The organism is Paraburkholderia sp. Tr-20389, assembly GCF_017104565.1.
Classification (GTDB): domain Bacteria; phylum Pseudomonadota; class Gammaproteobacteria; order Burkholderiales; family Burkholderiaceae; genus Paraburkholderia.
This window is the reverse complement of sequence record NZ_JAAGPD010000035.1, coordinates 72,363-90,802: the sequence shown is the minus strand read 5'-3', so window position 1 is coordinate 90,802 and position 18,440 is coordinate 72,363. Positions and strand designations below refer to the sequence as shown.

Annotated in this window: 16 protein-coding genes; 8 read left to right on the top strand and 8 right to left on the bottom strand. The window is 63.5% G+C overall.

Features of this window, described 5'->3' with window-relative positions; all coding sequences use genetic code 11:
* Positions 1-14: 14 nt before the first annotated feature.
* Both G3N95_RS27980 and G3N95_RS27975 read right to left on the bottom strand, forming a co-directional pair.
* On the bottom strand, positions 15-785 hold the full coding sequence (locus G3N95_RS27980; protein ID WP_205973333.1) for a protein phosphatase 2C domain-containing protein: 771 nt from the start codon (positions 783-785) through the stop codon (positions 15-17).
* A gap of 5 nt (positions 786-790) precedes the next feature.
* A complete protein-coding gene (locus G3N95_RS27975) occupies positions 791-1,075 on the bottom strand; it encodes a hypothetical protein (protein WP_205973332.1) in 285 nt (94 codons plus the stop codon).
* 451 nt (positions 1,076-1,526) lie between these two features.
* Between G3N95_RS27975 and G3N95_RS27970 the strand changes: the two genes are divergently transcribed.
* A complete protein-coding gene (locus G3N95_RS27970) occupies positions 1,527-2,057 on the top strand; it encodes a lecithin retinol acyltransferase family protein (protein WP_205973331.1) in 531 nt (176 codons plus the stop codon).
* Between the two features lie 80 nt (positions 2,058-2,137).
* Positions 2,138-2,380, top strand: coding sequence for a hypothetical protein (locus G3N95_RS27965; RefSeq protein WP_205973330.1), 243 nt, complete (start codon positions 2,138-2,140; stop codon positions 2,378-2,380).
* Between the two features lie 72 nt (positions 2,381-2,452).
* On the opposite strand, the gene G3N95_RS27960 is transcribed toward G3N95_RS27965, so the two are convergent.
* The 3 genes from G3N95_RS27960 to G3N95_RS27950 form a co-directional block, all read right to left on the bottom strand.
* Complete coding sequence (locus tag G3N95_RS27960; RefSeq protein ID WP_205973329.1) at positions 2,453-2,704, bottom strand: DUF2866 domain-containing protein; 252 nt, start codon at positions 2,702-2,704, stop codon at positions 2,453-2,455.
* Between the two features lie 373 nt (positions 2,705-3,077).
* On the bottom strand, positions 3,078-3,407 hold the full coding sequence (locus G3N95_RS27955) for a hypothetical protein (protein WP_205973328.1): 330 nt from the start codon (positions 3,405-3,407) through the stop codon (positions 3,078-3,080).
* A gap of 39 nt (positions 3,408-3,446) precedes the next feature.
* Complete coding sequence (locus G3N95_RS27950) at positions 3,447-5,189, bottom strand: hemagglutinin (RefSeq protein WP_205973327.1); 1,743 nt, start codon at positions 5,187-5,189, stop codon at positions 3,447-3,449.
* A 429-nt stretch (positions 5,190-5,618) separates the two neighbouring features.
* On the opposite strand from G3N95_RS27950, the gene G3N95_RS27945 reads away from it, so the two are divergent.
* The gene (locus G3N95_RS27945) at positions 5,619-7,232 is read left to right on the top strand and encodes a tetratricopeptide repeat protein (protein WP_241018990.1); all 1,614 of its coding nucleotides are present in this window, start codon (positions 5,619-5,621) and stop codon (positions 7,230-7,232) included.
* 30 nt (positions 7,233-7,262) lie between these two features.
* On the opposite strand, the gene G3N95_RS27940 is transcribed toward G3N95_RS27945, so the two are convergent.
* Both G3N95_RS27940 and G3N95_RS27935 read right to left on the bottom strand, forming a co-directional pair.
* On the bottom strand, positions 7,263-8,999 hold the full coding sequence (locus tag G3N95_RS27940) for a penicillin-binding protein 2 (RefSeq protein WP_205973325.1): 1,737 nt from the start codon (positions 8,997-8,999) through the stop codon (positions 7,263-7,265).
* Between the two features lie 300 nt (positions 9,000-9,299).
* The gene (locus tag G3N95_RS27935; protein WP_205973324.1) at positions 9,300-10,841 is read right to left on the bottom strand and encodes a methyl-accepting chemotaxis protein; all 1,542 of its coding nucleotides are present in this window, start codon (positions 10,839-10,841) and stop codon (positions 9,300-9,302) included.
* Between the two features lie 1,115 nt (positions 10,842-11,956).
* Here G3N95_RS27935 and aepX point away from each other — a divergent pair.
* The 3 genes from aepX to G3N95_RS27920 are packed head-to-tail and all read left to right on the top strand — an operon-like array spanning position 11,957 to position 15,935.
* Complete coding sequence (gene aepX / locus G3N95_RS27930) at positions 11,957-13,663, top strand: phosphoenolpyruvate mutase (protein ID WP_205973323.1); 1,707 nt, start codon at positions 11,957-11,959, stop codon at positions 13,661-13,663.
* Positions 13,660-14,844, top strand: coding sequence for a phosphonopyruvate decarboxylase (gene aepY, locus G3N95_RS27925; RefSeq protein WP_205973322.1), 1,185 nt, complete (start codon positions 13,660-13,662; stop codon positions 14,842-14,844). Before aepX ends, aepY begins: the two co-directional genes overlap by 4 nt.
* The gene (locus G3N95_RS27920) at positions 14,844-15,935 is read left to right on the top strand and encodes a 2-aminoethylphosphonate aminotransferase (RefSeq protein WP_205973321.1); all 1,092 of its coding nucleotides are present in this window, start codon (positions 14,844-14,846) and stop codon (positions 15,933-15,935) included. Before aepY ends, G3N95_RS27920 begins: the two co-directional genes overlap by 1 nt.
* On the opposite strand, the gene G3N95_RS27915 is transcribed toward G3N95_RS27920, so the two are convergent.
* The gene (locus tag G3N95_RS27915) at positions 15,932-16,882 is read right to left on the bottom strand and encodes a LysR substrate-binding domain-containing protein (protein ID WP_205973320.1); all 951 of its coding nucleotides are present in this window, start codon (positions 16,880-16,882) and stop codon (positions 15,932-15,934) included. The two genes, G3N95_RS27920 and G3N95_RS27915, sit on opposite strands and share 4 nt — an antisense overlap.
* A 410-nt stretch (positions 16,883-17,292) precedes the next feature.
* Between G3N95_RS27915 and G3N95_RS27910 the strand changes: the two genes are divergently transcribed.
* Together G3N95_RS27910 and G3N95_RS27905 are read left to right on the top strand one after the other, a co-directional pair.
* Entirely contained in the window at positions 17,293-18,048 is a 756-nt protein-coding gene (locus G3N95_RS27910) for an EAL domain-containing protein (RefSeq protein ID WP_205973319.1), read from the top strand.
* 74 nt (positions 18,049-18,122) lie between these two features.
* Positions 18,123-18,425 carry a hypothetical protein gene (locus G3N95_RS27905; RefSeq protein WP_241018989.1) on the top strand — a complete coding sequence of 101 codons (303 nt, stop codon included), beginning with the start codon at positions 18,123-18,125 and terminating at the stop codon, positions 18,423-18,425.
* Positions 18,426-18,440: the final 15 nt, after the last annotated feature.

Genomic DNA, 18,440 nt, shown 5'->3' with positions numbered 1-18,440 from the left:
GCCGGATCGACGTATCAGGGTGCCGGATTGAGCAGCGTTTTGTCTGATGCTTGCGGGTCTTCCGCCTGTACGACGACGGCCGTGATGTTGTCGCGTCCGCCGCGCGCCAGCGCGATATCGACGAGTTCGCCGGGTGCATGAAGGCAATCGACGCTTGCCAGCGTCTGCTGGATTTCGGCGTCCGTCACTTCGTTGCTCAGGCCGTCGCTGCACAGCAGAAACACATCGCCGTCCGCGACTTCGATCGCGTCTTCGTCGAGATCGAGATGATCGGTCGCGCCGACGGCTCGCGTGATGATGTTGTGTGCCGGATGATTGCGCGCTTCCTCATCGGTCAGATGGCCGGACTGCCGGAGTTCTTCCACCTGGCTGTGATCGCGCGTCAGCTGGCGCAACTGCCCTTGCCGCAACAGATAGATACGGCTGTCGCCGGCCCACAGGTAGCCGCAGAAGCGGTCGCACGCGAGCAGCACGACAACGGTCGTGCCGATACGCTGCACCTGCCTGCGGCTCGCTTCTTCACGCAACTGACGGTTTGCGTTCTGCAGGCGCACCCGCGCATCGGCGATGCAATGCTTGATTCCTGTCTGTTCCGGCAACTGGCCGAGTGTCTCGATCACGAGCTGGCTCGCGAGATCGCCGACATCGTGTCCGCCCATGCCGTCAGCCACGGCCCAGCGGCCGTGCTGCGGCTGGTCGAGGCAGGCGTCCTCGTTGATCTCGCGCACGCGGCCCGTGTCGGAGCGCGCTGCGGAAGCCCAGCGGAATTGGCTGATACAGGTCACGGCATCTAAGCCCGGTTCGTACTGTTGGCGTCAGGAGTCACGTTGATGCTCGAGTTGTTGCCGGTGTTGCGAACGTCGACCGTCTGGAACTGGTTGATCATCTGGTTAGCATAGAAGTTGTTCGTGACGTCGTACAGGTTCACGACAGGGCCGACGCTCGGCGTGTCGTGCACATACGGCGTGATCCAGCCGAATACCCACGGCGCGCCGCCGCCGCCGCTGATGGCGGACATGGCCTTGCGATCGAGCGCGAGGTTGTGAGGAATGTCGTCGATGGTGATGGATGCCATGGTGTGTCTCCGGTTGGCCGCCCGTCATGCGGCCGCAATTCAAAGGGAAGTTGCGACATAAGGTGCAAGGGCTGTGCCAATTTGCGGCGCGTGCAGGCACTTTTTCGCGGGCGCTTGCTGGGCGGGCGATAGCGGAAGCACGCGCGCATACGCGTCGCGCGCGAGAGGCGCAACACGTTGGCAGTCGTCCAACAGCGCCGCGCGGCAAGCGATGGGATAGCCAACACATTCCTCTCACCTGCGCGGCTCGCGCGAGCGGCGAAATGTGATGGTGCGTGGACAACACAATCGCCAGAAATTCTGTTGGTCGAATCCCTACACCGAACCCTCGCAGATCACCCGTTCATGGCTAAATTCCAAGATAAATCATGAGCTTAGCGTTCATGGCCCGGTTGATGCAAAAGAGTCTGCAACAGTGTTGGCCTTTTGAATCGGATACCGGGACAAAGCCATGAACCGCAACCTCCAACAATCAGGCAGTGAACAAGGTGCAAATCGCGCGGCAGCCTATGCATCCGCAGATGTCGCGCTCGACGGTTCCAGCGACGAACCCGCACTCGGTGCCCATCTGATCACGCAACGCCGCGGCTACGAACACCACGGCATCTACGCCGGCGGCGGCAAGGTCATTCACTACGCAGGTTTCGCGAAGTCCGCACATCGCGGTCCCGTCGAAGAAGTGGCACTCGAAGCCTTTGCCGACGGTCATGCCGTTGCCGTGCGTCCGCATCCGTTTCCGAAGTTTTCCGGCGAAGAAACCGTGCTGCGCGCCCGCTCGCGCCTCGGCGAAAACAGCTATCGCCTGCTGACGAACAACTGCGAGCACTTCTGCGCATGGTGCCTGCTCGGCGAAAGCCGCAGCGAACAGGTTCATGCATGCCTCACGCATCCGCGCACCGGCGTGCATGCCGTGGTCTGCCTGATCAGCGCATTTGTCGCCAACCGGATGAAAACAGGCCGTGCCGTTGTTAACGCAGCATGAGCATCGAAATTGAACAGTGACGATTGAAGTTCACGGCGCGGAATGCCGTAAAAGCGATCAGGAAAGCGAAGGAGACCACCATGAGCCCGACCGGAAAAACCCTGCACTGGGCAGTCGACAAATGGCTCGCACCGACACCCGCGATGCCCGCGCGCGTCGTGAGGTTCTGCCGCTCGCAGATGCACCGTCGCTGTGTGTGCGTGGAGGCGGTGCGCCCCAACGGCCTGCTGTCGATCTTTTTCTTCCGTCACGACGACGGATCATGGAATGTGTTTCCGCCCGCCCAAGCGCGGCCGGCGATGTCTGCGTGGAGGAATGCGTGATGAAGAACGGCAACCAGGCATCAAACGCCCGTGGCGCGCGTATCGAGCGCCTTGCGCTGTGTGGCGCGCAGGCTATCCGCCAGGCTGGCAGAAACGCCGCCCCGGCACGTGCGACATCACGGCCTCGGCAATTTGAAGAGGCGTGCTCTCGGCAGGCACGACGCGCCGGAAGGATTCAACGTCGTGCCTGAAGGACCATTCGACGAGCCGGTACGAGCGTCCCCACGGATGCTGTATCGGCGGCGAAACGGTGCAGCTGTGAATGGCGAGTGTTTGCGCGCCGTTCAGCGCGCGTAGATGTTCCAGCACCGTGTCCTCGACCATCGTGTGTCTCCTTTCCTGCAAGCAAGCGCGCGATGCTACGGTGAAAAAACGATTCACCCCCCGGCGGATAAAAAAATGCCGCCGATGCTCAGGCGGCTCAACAGCTTTGCATGGGACCCGAGTAAGGCGCTAAAGCGCCAACCCGGATCGACAGCTTTGCATGGGACCCGAGTAAGCCGCTAAAGCGCCAACCCGGATCGGATCGACAGCTTTGCATGGGACCCGAGTAAGGCGCTAAAGCGCCAACTCGGATCGACAGCTTTGCATGGGATCCGAGTAAGGCGCTAAAGCGCCAACTCGGATCGACAGGGGATGTCGAGCCGCATCTTTACAGCAAAGAATTAAACGAGACTTAAGGCAAGTTGCGAGTTCGTCACGGCGCAGACGCTGGCATGGCGGGCGCGACCGTTTGCAACGACTCCACATGCACGGCAGGCAGTTGCGCCCCATGCATCTCCGCTCGCGTGATCGTGCCGTGCACCTTGACCTGCTGGTTTTGCAGCGACATCGCCTGCTCGCGCGTCACGCCTTCAAGCTCGAACACACCGCGCACATCGTAGACGACGGGCACGATGAACGGCTCGTTGCCACGCAGCGCGAGCCGCCCCGACAGATCGACGGGTTCGCCGCTGTGCAGCGTCGCGGCGCAGGCCGCATGCATCAACGCGAGCGCGGCGAGCGCGAAATTTCGTTTGAACGTCACGGGCAACCCCTGCGATGGACTCGATTCATTGAATCACACTCAGTCGACGACGACGGATAGCGTCGTCCCCACCGGCACGCGAACGGTTTCGCTATACGTACCGCTGACACGCGAACGCACGACGGGAAACGTGCCTAGCGCGGCGAGCGTCGCGGGCACGGAGGTCGGCAACGCGCGCGTCGCGCCGTTGTAGAGCGAAGTCGGATCGATGGCGGGCAACGCGAAGCCACCCTCGCTGCGTGCCGGAAACGTGAAGCCGGTAACGTTCGACGACAACGGCACCAGCCCGCTCGCCGCCGCTGCGAAGTCGCGCAACGTCGACGGCACCGTCGCGCCGGCCCGCGCGTTGCCGATCACTTCGTTGAGGATATCGATGGATGCCGTGTGGTTCTTGTTGGTCAGCAACGACTGATAGAACGAGAGCCCGAACTGACGGTTCATGAAGCCGCCGAACGAACCGTTCACCGCATAGGTTTCGCAATCGGTTCCGTACGGCGTCCACGTCGTCAGTCCGCAGTTGTAGCTGCCGTGGCCGCCATACGTCATGTACGTCACGAAGCGCGCGTCGCGGATCGCGTTGTAGCCGGGCACGATCGCGCCGCTCACCCAGTCCTCCATCATCATCGCCGTCATTTCTTCGAGCCACGGCTCGAACGCGTATTGCGCGCCCATTTGCACCGAGCGGCGATAGAAGTTCTGCATGTGCATGCTTTCGTGCGCCATCGTCGTCAGCATCTGGTTCATGCCGTACGTGCCGCCCAGGTAGAGCGTTTCCGAGTCGAGGTAGAGCGAGATCGACTGATTGCTGTATGCGAGCTGGCCCGCGCCCGTCTTGAAGTTGTTGAGCGCCCAGAAGTAGCCGAGCAGGCCGTAGGGCTGGCCGTTGTGATCGAAGTTCATCACGACGAGATCGATTGGCTGATGCGTGCCGTCGATCAGACTCGACTGGTTGTTCGGCCCATACAGCTTGCCGCCGACGCGCACCAGCATGTCATAGATGCCGCCCGCCTGCGCATACTGCGTGATCAGCGAACTGATGATTGGCGGCGAGATCTTCGACGCGCCGATTTCGCCCGATTCGACCCACAGGTTGACGATGGTCCCGTCGGAGGTGGTGGCCGTCTGTTCGAGCGTCGTCGTGCGCGGCGAGTTGTCCGCGTAGTAGAACGTGCGCGTGTCGCCGACCTGCCAGGTGCCGGCGCTGTAGAACGCGCTGGTCGTCGCACCGCTCGTCGCGCCGTTCGTCGAATAGCGCGCGGTTGCCGTGGCCTGCTGGTTCGTCGCGAGCTGCGCCCAGCCCTGGTAGTTGAAATCGCGGATCGCGGCGAGCGTGGCGCTTTCGCTGCTCGTCGTCGAAGACGTCGCCGTTGCCTGCGATTGCGCCCGCATGACCGAGGCCGACATGTTCGCGCTCAATGCAATCGACGACATGGCTTGCGTGCCCGCGCTCTCGTTCGTGAAGACGAGCGTCACGTTCTGCCCGGACAGTCCCTTGATGCTGACGGGCACGTCGATAGCCGATGCATTGGGATTGATCGCTTGCCAGATGCCTGCGCCGCTGCCCGCGTAGGTCGCATCGTCGGTTGCCGAGCAGGCTTCGCAGGCGGCGTGCAGCTTGCCGTCGGCGGCGATGGTCGGCATGCCGCTCGAGGCAGGCGTGCTTTTCGCCGTGTTCGAGACGGCCGTGCTGCCGCTGCCTCCACCACCGCATGCAGTGAGCGCGGCGGCGAGCGTCAGGCTTGCGACGCTTGCCGCTATCGATGTCTTGCGCTGGCTGCCCATCGCAGTGTCCTTCCCGGCGTCGCCGGTTTGTGCGGCGCGGTCGTGCGGACCGGGCCGGCGTGTCAATCGGTGATGTGCGCGAAGCGGACTCGCGAGGTCGACGCACAAGGCGAGACTGACTACGGGAACGCTGGAGCAACGGGCGAGGCGCTTGCCTCTGCTGGAATATCGGCGCTGCGGCGGGCGACTTTAGACACGAAAGCCGCTTAAAAGGAGGGTCAAAACCGCCGTGAACACATCGCGCATGAAATGGGCGTGAGCGCTTTCAACGCAGCTCGGCTGGATGGGCGCATCGCATTCTTCGGTTGATATCGAACGGGAACTTGACGATTCTTTACGAGGGGCCGAATCGCTCGCCAGAGAATGGCCGGCGCGGTGCACGCTGTGCGCGCCGATTCAATACGCCGATCAACTTCCTGTTTCGCCGTCATGCTGCCCACTTTCGATCCGTTTTTGACCTTCCTTCGCCATGCGGTCACTGCGCAGTCGCGCGGCGATGCGCGTGCCCGTGCGCTGTGGCTCGAAGCTGCGTCCTGTCTGCACCCGACGGATAGCGGGTCGATCGACAGGCTCATGCTCGATCTGCTCGAACAGCAGCAGTTCGAGCAAGCGGTATCGCTGGTCGAAGCCGTCGCCCAACTCGAACCGCAGAGCGCGGCGGCAAACATGCGCCTCGGCTATGCGTTGCAGATGGCGAAGCGTGATCGCGAATCGCTCGCGCCCTATCGCCGTGCGCTCGCAATCGACCCTGCGTTTCCGCAATTGCGCAAGAACCTCGCGATCGCGCTGAACCGTACGGGCGCCGCTCCAGAGGAAGAGCGGCAAGTGCTCGAAGCGGCCGTCGCAGCGGACCCGGCAGACCTCGCGCTGTGGTTCAACCTGATGAGCGCGCGGCGCGCATGCTTCGATCTCGACGGATCGCTTGCGGCGGCGACGCGCGCTGTCGAGCTCGATCCGCAGAGCGCGCTCGCGCATGGCAATCTCGCGCAGGCGCTGAAGGAGTCGCAACGCTGGGACGACGCGCTGGATCACGCGAACAGGGCGTGCGCGCTCGCACCCGGCAATGCGTCGCTGCGCACGGGGCTCGGCGTGCTGCATCTGCTGCGCGGCGAATACGCGGAGGGATGGCCTGCGCACGAAGCGCGCTGGAACGATCCGGCGAGCATGCTGACAGAGGGCCGGCCGCTCTTCGGCAAGCCGCAATGGCGCGGCGAATCGCTCGAGGGCAAGACTTTGCTGGTGTGGGGCGAGCAGGGCATGGGCGACGTGCTGCAGTTTTGCCGCTTCATTCCGCTTCTGGCGGAGCGCGTGCATCGCGAGGGCGGGCAGATCGTGTGGAATTCGTTCGCGCATATGGGCGCGCTGTTGCCGCGAAGTCTCGGACAACACGTCGATGCATATTCCGTCACGCGCGATCTTGAATCGTTGCCCGCGTTCGATTTCGAATTGCCGCTGGTGAGCACGCCGCTGATGCTCGACACACGCGTTGAATCGATCCCGCGAGACGTGCCGTATCTGCACGCCGACGCGGATGCGCGCGCGGCATGGCGCACGCGTCTCGCCGATGAAAAGCGTTTGAAGGTCGGGCTCGCATGGACGGGCAGCCTGAATCACGGACGCAACCGCTTTCGCCGCGTCGGGCTGGAGCGCTACGTGCAGGCGTTTCGCGACATCGACGGCGTCGCGTTCTATTCGCTGCAGCCCGGCGCAACGGCCGATGTCGACACGGCGCGCGCAGCCGGACTGCCCATCGCCGACTTCACCCACGAATGGCACAGCTTCGACGATACGGCCGCGTTCGTGAGCGAACTCGATCTGGTGATCAGCGTGTGTACGTCGGCGGCTCACCTCGCGGGCGCGCTCGGTCGGCGCACGTGGGTGCTGCTCGACGTGAATCCCTACTGGACGTGGATGACGGGAAGGCGCGACAGCCCGTGGTATCCGACGGCCACGCTGTACCGGCAGCCGCAATTCGGAGCGTGGCAGCCGGTGATGGAGGAAGTCGCGCGCGACTTGCGCGCTCTGGTTGAAAGCGACGCCTGACGTGGCGCCACGTGTCGACCGTGAGTAACCTCACACATCGGGCGCCTGCGCGACGGCAGAAGCAGGCGCATCGGGCGGCACGCCGAGCAGTTGCAGCGAACCGCCCGTCACCGCGCTGAACACGGGCCCCGCGACTGTGCCGCCATAAAACGCGCGGCCGGCGGGATCGTCGATCATCACGGCAACGACCAGGCGCGGATTGCTCATCGGCGCCATGCCGACGAACAGCGACCGGTAGCGCCCCTTCGCGTACGAACTGCCGACCTGCTTGCGCGCCGTCCCCGTCTTGCCGCCCACGCGATAGCCGTCGATATTCGCCGCGCGTCCCGTGCCGCCTTCGCTCGTCGCCATTTCGAGCATCGAGCGGATGGCGGCCGCCGTCGTGGGCGTCGTCACGCGCGGGTGGGCAGAAGACGTGCGCGTCGGGTCGGCCAGCAGCGTGGCAGGGTGCAGCGTGCCGTCGCCCGCATAGGCCGTGTACACCTGCGCGATCTGCAGGAGCGACGCGGACAGGCCGTAGCCGTAGGCCATCGTCGCCTGTTCGATGGGACGCCAGCGCGCGAACGGACGCACGCGGCCCGCCGCGACACCCGGGAACGTCAGTTCGGGCGCGCGGCCCAGTCCGTATTCCTGGTACTTGTTCCAGATGGTTTCGGCGGGCAGGTTCAGCGCGAGCTTGGCGAGCGCGATATTGCTCGACTTCTGCAAGGCTTCGGCGATCGTCATGCGTCCGTGGTTCGACGTGTCGTGAATCACGGCGGGGCCGATCTTGTACCAGCCGGGCGCCGTGTCGATCATCGTGCCCGGCCGGACGAGGCCGCGGTCGAGCGACAGTGCGACCACCAGTGGCTTGATCGTCGAACCCGGCTCGAACGTATCGACGACGGCGCGATTGCGCAGCTGCTTGCCCGTCAGACGCGAGCGATCGTTCGGATCGAAGCTCGGATAGTTCGCGAGCGCGAGGATTTCGCCGTTGTGCGCATCGAGCACGACGACGCTGCCCGCCTGCGCGCTGTGCTTTGCGACGGCGGCCTTGAGTTGCGCGTAGGCAAGCTGCTGGATGCGCCGGTCGATAGTCAGATGGACGGTTGCGCCGTTTTGCGCCGGCGTGAGCGGGCGCGTGTCCGACACCACACGTCCAAGACGATCGCGGATCACTTCGCGCTCGCCAGGCTCGCCGGACAGCAACTCGTTCGCGGCCAGCTCGATGCCTTCCTGACCGTTGTCCTCGATGTCGGTGAAGCCGACTACGTGCGCCGCCGATTCCCCCTCGGGATAAAAGCGCTTCGAATCCGCGATGCGCGTGATGCCCGCGAGATTCAGCTTGTCGATATGCGCGGCCGTTTCCGCGTCGACCTGGCGCTTGAGCAGCACGAAGCTCTTGTTGCCCGAAACGCGATGCGTGAACTCGGCGAGCGGCATGTCGAGCAGTTTCGCGAGAGGCGGGTATGTGGCTTCGTCGAGCAGTTTCGGCGAAGCCCAGATTTCGTACGTCGCGAGACTCACGGCGAGCATCGCGCCGTGCCGATCGACGATGCGCCCGCGCGTCGCGTCGAGTTCGATGGTGCGCTGATAGCGTTTTTGCCCCTGCTCGACGTAGAAATCCTGATTGACGACCTGCACCCAGAACGCGCGGCCGATCAGCGACGCAAACGCCGCGAACACGAGGATCACGACCAGCTTCGAACGCCACATCGGAAGGCGCGCGACGAGGACCGGATTCTTCGCGACGGGCGCGTACGGATCGTGATTTTTCTTGCGGATCATGAGGGCGAAGCCGGGTGTTCTGATTGCCGGTCCACAGTGAACGTGGACAGATTGTAATAAGAACGTAATCTCGACGCGAGCTTCGCGCAAGGTTTTTGCGCGTCGGGCGACGCTGAAGGCGCGTCAGACGCACGGGCGGCGGGCCGGTTTTGAAAATGCGCGCGCCGTCGCCCGTTCAACTGATGCGTCGTCTCCGACGCGGCGTGTTGACGAGGCGCTCCCAACCGAGCGCCTTCTTTTTGTGTGGGGATTCCCGGCGCGTGAGCGGCGTGGGCGCTCACACGGCGTAGGGCAGTGCGATCAGGCGGGCAGCGAGAAACTCGAAATTGCTTCGCGCAACACGCCGACCTGATCCTTCAGCGAATGGGCGGCTGCTGCGGCCTGTTCGACGAGCGCCGCGTTCTGCTGGGTCACCTGATCCATTTCGCCGACGGCGCGGTTCACCTGCTCGATGCCCGCGCTCTGTTCGCGCGATGCATGGCTGATTTCCTCGAGAATCTCGTTCACGCGACGTACCGACGCGACGATCTCGCCCATCGTCGAACCCGCGTTCGCGACGAGCGACGCGCCTTCCTCGACGCTGCCCGTCGACGTCTCGATCAGTGCCTTGATCTCCTTGGCCGCCGTTGCCGACCGTTGCGCGAGGCTGCGCACTTCCGCCGCGACGACCGCGAAGCCTCGGCCCTGTTCGCCTGCACGTGCCGCTTCGACGGCGGCGTTCAGCGCGAGGATGTTGGTCTGGAACGCGATGCCGTCGATCACACCGATGATGTCGCCGATCTGCTTGGAGCTGTTGGTGATGTCGCCCATCGTGCGGACCACATCGTCGACGACGCGGCTGCCGCGCTTCGCGATATCGGCGGCCTCGCTGGCGAGGCCCGCCGCCGTTGCCGCGCTATCGGCGTTCTGCTTCACGTTCGACGTCATCTCGTCCATGCTCGACGCCGTTTGCACCAGCGCGGCTGCCTGTTCTTCCGTGCGTTGCGAGAGGTCGGTGTTGCCCGCGGCGATTTCGGTGGCGCCGACGTTGATGTTTTCAGTGCCGGTGCGTACGCGCGAGACCGTTTCGACGAGGCCCTTTTGCATCGTGTGCAGCGCGTGCAGCAGGCTGGTGCGGTCGTTGTGCGTGAGCGGCACGGGTGTCGCGAGATCGCCGCGCGCGATACGTTGGGTGGCTTCGACGGCCGTTTCGAGGTCGCCGCCGAGCGTGCGTTTTACGCTGCGCAGCACGAGCACCATCACGACGGTTGCGATGCCGCCGAGCACGAACGTGATTGCGAGCCAGCGCAGCAGGTCGACGTAGAACGCCTTCTGCACGTCGTCCATGTACATGCCCGTGACGAGCACCCAGTCCCACGGCGCGAAGCGCATGGCGTAGCTGGTCTTGGGGACGGGCGTGTCGCTGCCGGGCTTCGACCACAGGTAATCGACGAAGCCGCCCTTGCCTTGGCCGGCGGCGTTGACGATATCGACGAAGAGGTGGTTGCCCGCCGGGTCCGTGAAGCCGGACAGGTTCTTGCCGACGAGTGCCGGTTTGAACGGATGCATCAGCATGACGGGCTGGGAGTCGTTGATGGAGAGATAGCCGTCGGTGCCGTAGCGGATGGCGGCAATCGTGTCGAGTGCCTGCTTCTTTGCATCGGCTTCGCTCATCACGTGTTCTTGCGACAGCGTGTAGTAGCGGTTGACGATCGAATTGGCCTGCTCGACCAGCGTGGTGAGCTGATCGCGGCGGTCGGCGATCATCGACGAGCGGCTTTGCCACGCGCCGAACGCACCGATGAGGACGAGGCCGATCCACAGGATCGCGATCATCGAGGCGAGTTTTTTGTTCAGTGTCATGGTTGGGGTTTGCTATTGCTTTTTGCTTACGCAGCGGCTGAGGTGGTTCTCTGTTTCGCAGCGCGGCGTTTATGGCACTGCTTAATGGGGTTTACGGCGCGTTACCGATAGCGCATAACGCGGGGAAACCCGTAAGTGGTTTTTTTTGCCTGCGGCGCGGGATGTGGCATCCGCGGTGTGTCTCTGTTCGGTGGCAGGCATCCGCGTTTTGCTTCTGGTTTGCTGGCGTTGCCCCTGTGCGGGGCGGCACTTACTTTCTTTGCCGCCGCAAAGAAAGTAAGCAAAGAAAGCGGGCTCACACCGCCAGCCCGTGTTCTTGCCTGCGGGCCCCCAACGGGTCCCGCACTCCACACGGCAACACATTGTTTTGCGCCCGTTGCCAGCGCGATGAGCGAGCGCATCACCCACTCCAGTCACCCGCAGCCCAGCCAGCGGCAGCGATCCGTCTGCGCCGCCCAGGTGGCAAACGGTGTGTAGGTTGTCGCACCATACGCGTTGGCGCCCTCACGACACCGATCCGCTTTTCAGTCCGGAGTGGTGCACTTCCGTCGCGATGGCCTACACACCGTTTGCCACCTGGGCGGCGGTGGACTTTCGGTAACGCGATCCGTGACGCGGGAGTGTGAAGCGGGGGATGCGTGCAGGTAGAACGCTGGCAACGCGCGTGAAATAGCGCGATGCCGAACGAAGTGCAGGAACTGTTGGGGGCCCGCAGGCAACGACTAGCGCTAGCGGTGTGAGCGGCTTTCTTTTGCCTACTTTTCTTTGCCGCTGCAAAGAAAAGTAGGTGCCGCCCCGCACAGGGGCAACGCTAGCGAATCAGAGACATCACGCGGATGCCAGCGAAGCAAAGGCAACGCTAGCGAACCAGAGCCACAACGCGGATACCAGCGAAAAACAGGCAACACCGCGCCGCAGGCAAAAAAACCGGCTAATTAGCCACATTTTTCACCCAAATTCCATCAATTGCCAAAACCAGGCCTCTTGCAGGCCTCTTCAAAGGCGAGCAGAAATCATTTCCGATATAGTCGCCATTTTTGGTCGGCAGACCGACGCCGCGCGCAGCGCAAAACATCCGCGCATAACAGCAGCGCAAAAAGAAAACCGGAGCCACGATGAACGCACGCGAACCCTCTTTCACCACTCTGTCGCGCAGCGCACGCCTGCGCCAGATGCTCACCAGCAACGAACTCGAATTCCTGATGGAAGCCCATAACGGCATCTCGGCGCGTATCGTGCGCGAAGCCGGCTTCAAGGGCATCTGGGGCTCGGGCCTCGCGATCTCCGCCCAGTACGGCGTGCGCGACAACAATGAAGCAAGCTGGACCCAGGTCGTCGATACGCTCGAATTCATGGCCGACGCAAGCGATCTGCCCATCCTGCTCGACGGCGATACCGGCTACGGCAACTTCAACAACGTGCGCCGCCTCGTGCGCAAGCTGGAGCAACGCGGCATCGCAGGCGTCTGCATCGAAGACAAGGTATTCCCCAAGACCAACAGCTTCATCAAGGGTGAAGCGCAGCCGCTCGCCGATATCGATGAGTTCTGCGGCAAGATCAAGGCCGGCAAGGACTCGCAGACAGACGAGGACTTCTCGATCGTCGCACGCGTCGAAGCGCTGATCGCAGGCTGGGGCATGGAAGAAGCGCTCAAGCGCGCAGAAGCGTATCGCCAGGCTGGCGCCGACGCGATCCTCATTCACAGCAAGCTGTCGCGCCCCGACGAGATTCTCGAATTCGCCCGCGAATGGGCAGGCCGCGGTCCGCTCGTGATCGTGCCGACCAAGTACTACAGCACGCCGACGGAAGTGTTCCGCAAGGCAGGCATCAGCACGGTGATCTGGGCGAACCATCAGATTCGCGCAGCCACGTCCGCGATGCAGGCAGTCGTCAAGGAAATCTACGAGAGCCAGACGCTCGTCAACGTCGAAGACCGCATCGCGACCGTCAACGAAATCTTCCGTCTGCAGAACGCCGACGAATACTCGGAAGCGGAGGAGCGCTATCTGTCGTCGTCGCGCGCGGCAGGTTCGGCTGTCGTGCTCGCTGCGAGCCGCGGCAAGGGCCTCGAAGCCGTCACGACGGAGCGTCCGAAGGTCATGCTGCCCATCGCGGGCAAACCGCTGCTGCGCTGGCTCGTCGATTCGTTCAAGAAGCAGGGCGTCAACGACATCACAGTGGTCGGCGGTTATCGCGCCGACGCAATCGATACGGCGGGCATCAAGCTCGTCGTCAACGAGCGTCACGAGCAGACGGGCGAACTGGCGTCGCTCGCATGCGCCGTCGACAACCTGCAGAACGACACGTTGATCTCGTACGGCGACCTGCTGTTCCGCAGCTACATCGTGCGCGATCTGGTGGAGAGCGAGGCGCCGTTCAGCGTGGTCGTCGATTCGACGACGGTCGACGAATCGGGCGCGGCGAACCAGAGCGTGCGCGATTTCGCGTGGTGCTCGGCCGGCGACGATCGCGGCCTGTTCGGCAACAAGGTGCTGCTGCGCCGCGTGTCGAACAACGAAGCCGACGTGAACGGCGCAGCGCCGAACGGCCGCTGGATCGGTCTGCTCAACGTGCGTGGCGAAGGCCGCGAGCGCCTGCAAGCGGTGATGAACACGCTGCGCGCGCGCCCCGATTTCGATTCGCTGGATATGCCCGCGCTGTTGAACGCCTTGCTCGAAGCCGGTGAAGAAATCGAAGTGCAATACGTGCACGGCCACTGGCGCGGTGTGAACGATCTCGAAGACTTCCGCCGCGCAGGCGACTTCGCGCACGAAGCCACGCCGCTCGCGAAGGGCGATGCAGCGGGAGGCGCCGCTCAATGATCGAGGCAGCACAGTTCGTCGAGGCGGCGCGCGAGCGCGGCTTCGACTGGTATGCGGGCGTGCCGTGCTCGTATCTGACGCCGTTCATCAACTACGTGCTGCAGGATCCGAAGTTGCACTACGTGTCGGCGGCGAACGAAGGCGATGCCGTCGCGTTCATCGCGGGCGTGACGCTAGGCGCGCAGAATGGCCGCCGCGGCGTGACGATGATGCAGAACTCGGGCCTCGGCAATGCGGTGAGCCCGCTGACGTCGCTGACGTGGACGTTCCAGCTGCCGCAGTTGTTGATCGTCACCTGGCGCGGTCAGCCCGGCGTCGCGGATGAGCCGCAACATCAGCTGATGGGCCCCATCACGCCGGCCATGCTCGACACGATGGAGATTCCGCGGGAGACGTTCCCGACGGAAGCCGACGCGATCGGTCCAGCGCTCGACCGCGCGATCGCGCATATGGATGCGACGGGCCGCCCGTACGCGCTCGTGATGCAGAAGGGCAGCGTCGCGCCATACGAACTGAAGGACGCTGGCCGCGCCGTGAAGCGCGAAGCGCGCATTGCACGCGATGTCTCGCGTTCGACGACGTCCGACGCCTTGCCGACGCGCAACGAAGCGCTGCAACGCGTGATTGCGCATACGCCGTTGAATTCGACGGTGGTGCTGGCATCGACGGGATTCTGCGGGCGTGAACTCTATGCAATCGATGACCGCCCAAACCAGTTGTACATGGTCGGCTCGATGGGCTGTCTGACGCCGTTCGCGCTGGGTCTCGCGCTCACGCGTCCGGATCTGCACGTGGTCGCGCTCGACGGCGACGGCGCAGCGCTGATGCGCATGGGCGTGTTCGCGACGCTCGGCGCATACGGTCCTTCGAACCTCACGCACATTCTGCTCGACAACGGCGCGCACGATTCGACGGGCGGTCAGTCGACGGTATCGCCGCAGGTGTCGTTCGCAGGTGTTGCCGCAGCGTGCGGCTATGCGTCGGCAGTCGAAGGCGACGACGTGAGCCTGATCGACGAACTGTTCGCGTCGCCGCTGCTCGACGGCCCGCGTTTCGTGCGCGTCGCGATTCGCCGCGGTACGCCGGACGGCTTGCCGCGCCCGACCATTACGCCGCCCGATGTGAAGACGCGCTTGATGCGCCACATCGCCAACGCCGGCTCGAACCAAGGAGCACGCTGATGCTGCTGATGAATCCTGGTCCCGTCACGCTGACGGAGCGCGTGCGCAACAGCCTGCTGCAAACGGACCTGTGCCACCGCGAAAGCGAGTTCTTCGATCTTCAGGACGAAGCGCGTTCGCGTCTCGTCAAGCTGTACGATCTCGACCCCGCGCAATGGAGCGCCGTGCTGATGACGGGTTCGGGCACGGCCGCCGTCGAAAGCATGATCGCGGCGCTCGTGCCGGAAAACGGCAAGCTGTTGATCGTCGAAAACGGCGTGTATGGCGAGCGTATTGCGCAGATCGCGAAGCAGTACGGCATCGCGCACAGCGTCGCGAAGCACGAATGGATGCAGGCGCCAGACCTCGCGCGCATCGCGGCCGCGCTCGACGATGACAAGGCCATCACGCATGTCGCCGTGATTCATCACGAGACGACGACGGGCCGTCTGAACGACCTGAAGGCATTGGCGCAGGTTTGCCGCGCACGCAACGTGAAGATGCTGGTCGACGGTGTGAGCAGTTTCGGCGCCGAAGAAATCGACTTCGCGGAAGGCACGATCGTGGCCGTCGCCGCGACCGCGAACAAGTGTCTGCATGGCGTGCCGGGCGCGGCATTCGTGATCGTGCGGCGCGATGCGCTGGCGGTCGCGGCAAGCCGCACGTATTACCTCGGGCTCGTGCGTCTCGCCCAGTTGCAGGATCAGCGCAATACGCCGTTTACGCCGTCGGTGCATGCGTATTACGCGCTCGTCGAAGCGCTGCGCGAACTCGACGAGGAAGGCGGCTGGAAGGCGCGTCACGCGCGCTATGCAGCGCTCGCCGAGCAGGCGCGCGCGGGGCTCGCTGAGCGCGGTATCGACAGCGCATTGCCGGCTGCTGAATCGTCGGTTGTGCTGCGGGCGTATCGCTTGCCTGAGGGCGTGTCGTATGAGCGCCTGCACGATGCGCTCAAAGCGCGTGGCTTCGTGATCTATGCAGGGCAGGGCGGCTTGTCGAAAGAGCTGTTCCGCATCTCGACGATGGGCGCGATTCATGCGCCGGACATCGACCGCTTGCTTGCGAGTTTCGATGAACTGATGCGCACGGCTGTCGGCGAAAGCGTCGGCTAGACGAGTATTTCGACCGAGTGCATCGCGCGGCGAATGTGGGGAGACTCCATCCACTTCTCGCCGCGCACCGTTTCAATGAAACACTCTATGAAGCAGCGCGACGCCGCATCGGGCGGCTCGCCGCTGCGCGTGATGATGCCGACGAGCGAATCGTCGAGCTGTTCGCGCAACGGCAGCGCGCACAGATCATCGCGCTGTGCGCACAACTCCACCAGGGGCCACGGAAAAATACTGACCATGTCGGTATACCGGAGCAGCGGAACGGCCACCGCCAGCGAGTGCAGATAGTGAATGCTGCGCGGCACGGGCAAGCCATGCTGCGCGAACATCCGGTACGACGCCTGTCCTTCCGTCTCAGGGTCGAGTGCAACCAGCCAGTCGAGTTCGAGCAGGTCCGCCAGCGAGCGGCTTGCCGCATTCGGATGGCCGTTCCGTGCGACCACTGCGCGGCTCGATGCAAACACTGGCTGGTAAGTGAATGCGCCACTCGCCGTGCCGGGTGACTGCCGGCCGATGTAGATATCGAGGCTGCCGTCGCGCAGGCGCGGATTCGCGATCGCAAGCAACCCTTCGAATAGTTCGAGCTGAATCTGCGGCATACGCTCTCGGAAACGCGCGACCGTCTCCGGCAGGAACGTGAGCGCGACCCATGCGGTCACGGCGACGGAAAGTCTTTTGCGCGTATTGCCGCGCAACGCATCGAGCGCCTCATGGGCGCGTGTCATTTGCGACACGATCAGGCGCGCATGCGTCAACAGGGTTTGCCCGCATTCGGTGAACGTGACCCCGGACGACGTGCGCAAAACCAGCTGCATCTGCGTGGACTCCTCCAGCAACTGGAGGCTTTGCGTGACAGCGGCAGGCGATGTCTCGAGCAGGCGCGCTGCGCCGCGCACGCTGCCCGCGTCCGCCACGGCGACGAGCGCGCGGAGCTGATGCGTTTTCATAAGGTCCCCGATATTCCCGTCACCACGACAGGCGTTCAGTGATGCTTGACGCGTTCAGCGATGGTGATCGTTCCTGGAAAGCGTTCTACAGCCTATCTTTGCGTCATCTGTTCGATTTTGCTGCGCGATGTGTTCGGGCGTTCCGGTGTTCATCCAGCTGGATCCGAATGTACTAAACGCTGCACACAGGTAACCGCATGTTTTGACGTGCTGTGTATTCACAGATGCTTAAGCATAGGAGTGCCGTGATGATTCAACAAGGGTCCGGGCCAGCCGCTGACGGTGCTACGTCTGCGCGGGCAGGGTATACGCGCGTCGCCTGGCCGGGTGCGATGTGCAGTCCGTGGGCGGAGTCATTCGCACAACCAATGGATGGCGAACAGGCGTGTCACGCGAAAATCGAATCCGCATTGCAACAAGCCTTGGCGGCTCGCGAACTGTCGCTTGCGTGGCAACCCGTCGTCGATCGCGCAGCGCGTAACACCGTATGCGCGGAAGCACTGCTGCGCTGGAACCACCCCGAGCTGGGCATCGTCCCGCCCGCGCGCTTCGTGCCTGTCGCCGAGCATGCGGGCCTGATCGAGCATATCGGCGACTGGGTGATCGAACAGGCTTGCGCGCAAGCGGCACAGTGGCGCCTGCACGTGGCGCCCGACCTTTGCGTGGCGGTGAACGTCTCGCCGCTTCAACTCAACAGGCGTTTCGTAAGGAAGGTCTCGCGAGTACTGGAGATCAGCGGGCTGCCGCCTTCCGCGCTGGAACTGGAAATCACCGAGAGCCAGCCGATGCTCGATACGCGATCCGTCGTGTCGACGATAGCGGCCATCGCGAACTTCGGCGTCAAGTTCGTCATCGACGATTTCGGCACGGGCTATTCGTCGCTGTCGTATCTCCGGCGGCTTCCCGTGCATGGCCTCAAGATCGACCGGTCGTTCGTGATGGGGCTGCCGTTTGACAGCAGGTCGGCGGCGATTGTGGAAGGGCTCGCGAAGATCGCGCATTCGATAGCGCTCACCGTGACGGCCGAAGGTGTCGAAACGGACGAACAGGCAACGTTTCTGCGCGAATGCGGAATCGACCGGATGCAGGGCTTCCTGTTTAGCCGTGCGGTCGAGCCCGATGATTTTGTCGAGGATTGCCGGACGCGTTCGAGCCGATGCGAGTGAGCGAGGCGCAACGAGTCCGTCAGGGCAAGCGTGCGATCGGTACGCGATGAAGCAGCGTGAGAAGGAGAGTGAAAATGTTTAGAGAAAAAATGTTCGACGCCGAAGCGGCTGTCACCTTGCTGAACAATTGGGCCTATCCGAAGCTTGTCGACGAATTCGACAGTTCTCTCGATGTTCTGCGCGAAGGCAATCTGCCCTTTACTTATGAGCGAGGCTTCGTCGGCACGCCGGGGATCGACGACATCTCGATGTGCATCGCCGAGTCGCTCTACTTTCGCGACGGTTCGAGAGCGTTGCGCGTGACATCCACGCACTGCGCGAGCGGCTGGTCCCAATGGACGGCGTTGCACCCGCTTCCGCAAGGGAAACTGCAATAAGCTGTGCGTTCCAGA

Bases quoted from the DNA above. Each gene is read 5' to 3' on its own strand.
- aepX (WP_205973323.1), top strand. From the start codon at position 11,957: ATGAACGCACGCGAACCCTCTTTCACCACTCTGTCGCGCAGCGCACGC.
- G3N95_RS27965 (WP_205973330.1), top strand. From the start codon at position 2,138: ATGAGCCCGACCGGAAAAACCCTGCACTGGGCAGTCGACAAATGGCTC.
- G3N95_RS27940 (WP_205973325.1), bottom strand. From the start codon at position 8,999: ATGATCCGCAAGAAAAATCACGATCCGTACGCGCCCGTCGCGAAGAAT.
- G3N95_RS27935 (WP_205973324.1), bottom strand. From the start codon at position 10,841: ATGACACTGAACAAAAAACTCGCCTCGATGATCGCGATCCTGTGGATC.
- G3N95_RS27975 (WP_205973332.1), bottom strand. From the start codon at position 1,075: ATGGCATCCATCACCATCGACGACATTCCTCACAACCTCGCGCTCGAT.
- G3N95_RS27905 (WP_241018989.1), top strand. From the start codon at position 18,123: ATGTTTAGAGAAAAAATGTTCGACGCCGAAGCGGCTGTCACCTTGCTG.
- G3N95_RS27915 (WP_205973320.1), bottom strand. From the start codon at position 16,882: ATGAAAACGCATCAGCTCCGCGCGCTCGTCGCCGTGGCGGACGCGGGC.
- G3N95_RS27920 (WP_205973321.1), top strand. From the start codon at position 14,844: ATGCTGCTGATGAATCCTGGTCCCGTCACGCTGACGGAGCGCGTGCGC.
- G3N95_RS27960 (WP_205973329.1), bottom strand. From the start codon at position 2,704: ATGGTCGAGGACACGGTGCTGGAACATCTACGCGCGCTGAACGGCGCG.
- aepY (WP_205973322.1), top strand. From the start codon at position 13,660: ATGATCGAGGCAGCACAGTTCGTCGAGGCGGCGCGCGAGCGCGGCTTC.
- G3N95_RS27945 (WP_241018990.1), top strand. From the start codon at position 5,619: ATGCTGCCCACTTTCGATCCGTTTTTGACCTTCCTTCGCCATGCGGTC.
- G3N95_RS27950 (WP_205973327.1), bottom strand. From the start codon at position 5,189: ATGGGCAGCCAGCGCAAGACATCGATAGCGGCAAGCGTCGCAAGCCTG.
- G3N95_RS27970 (WP_205973331.1), top strand. From the start codon at position 1,527: ATGAACCGCAACCTCCAACAATCAGGCAGTGAACAAGGTGCAAATCGC.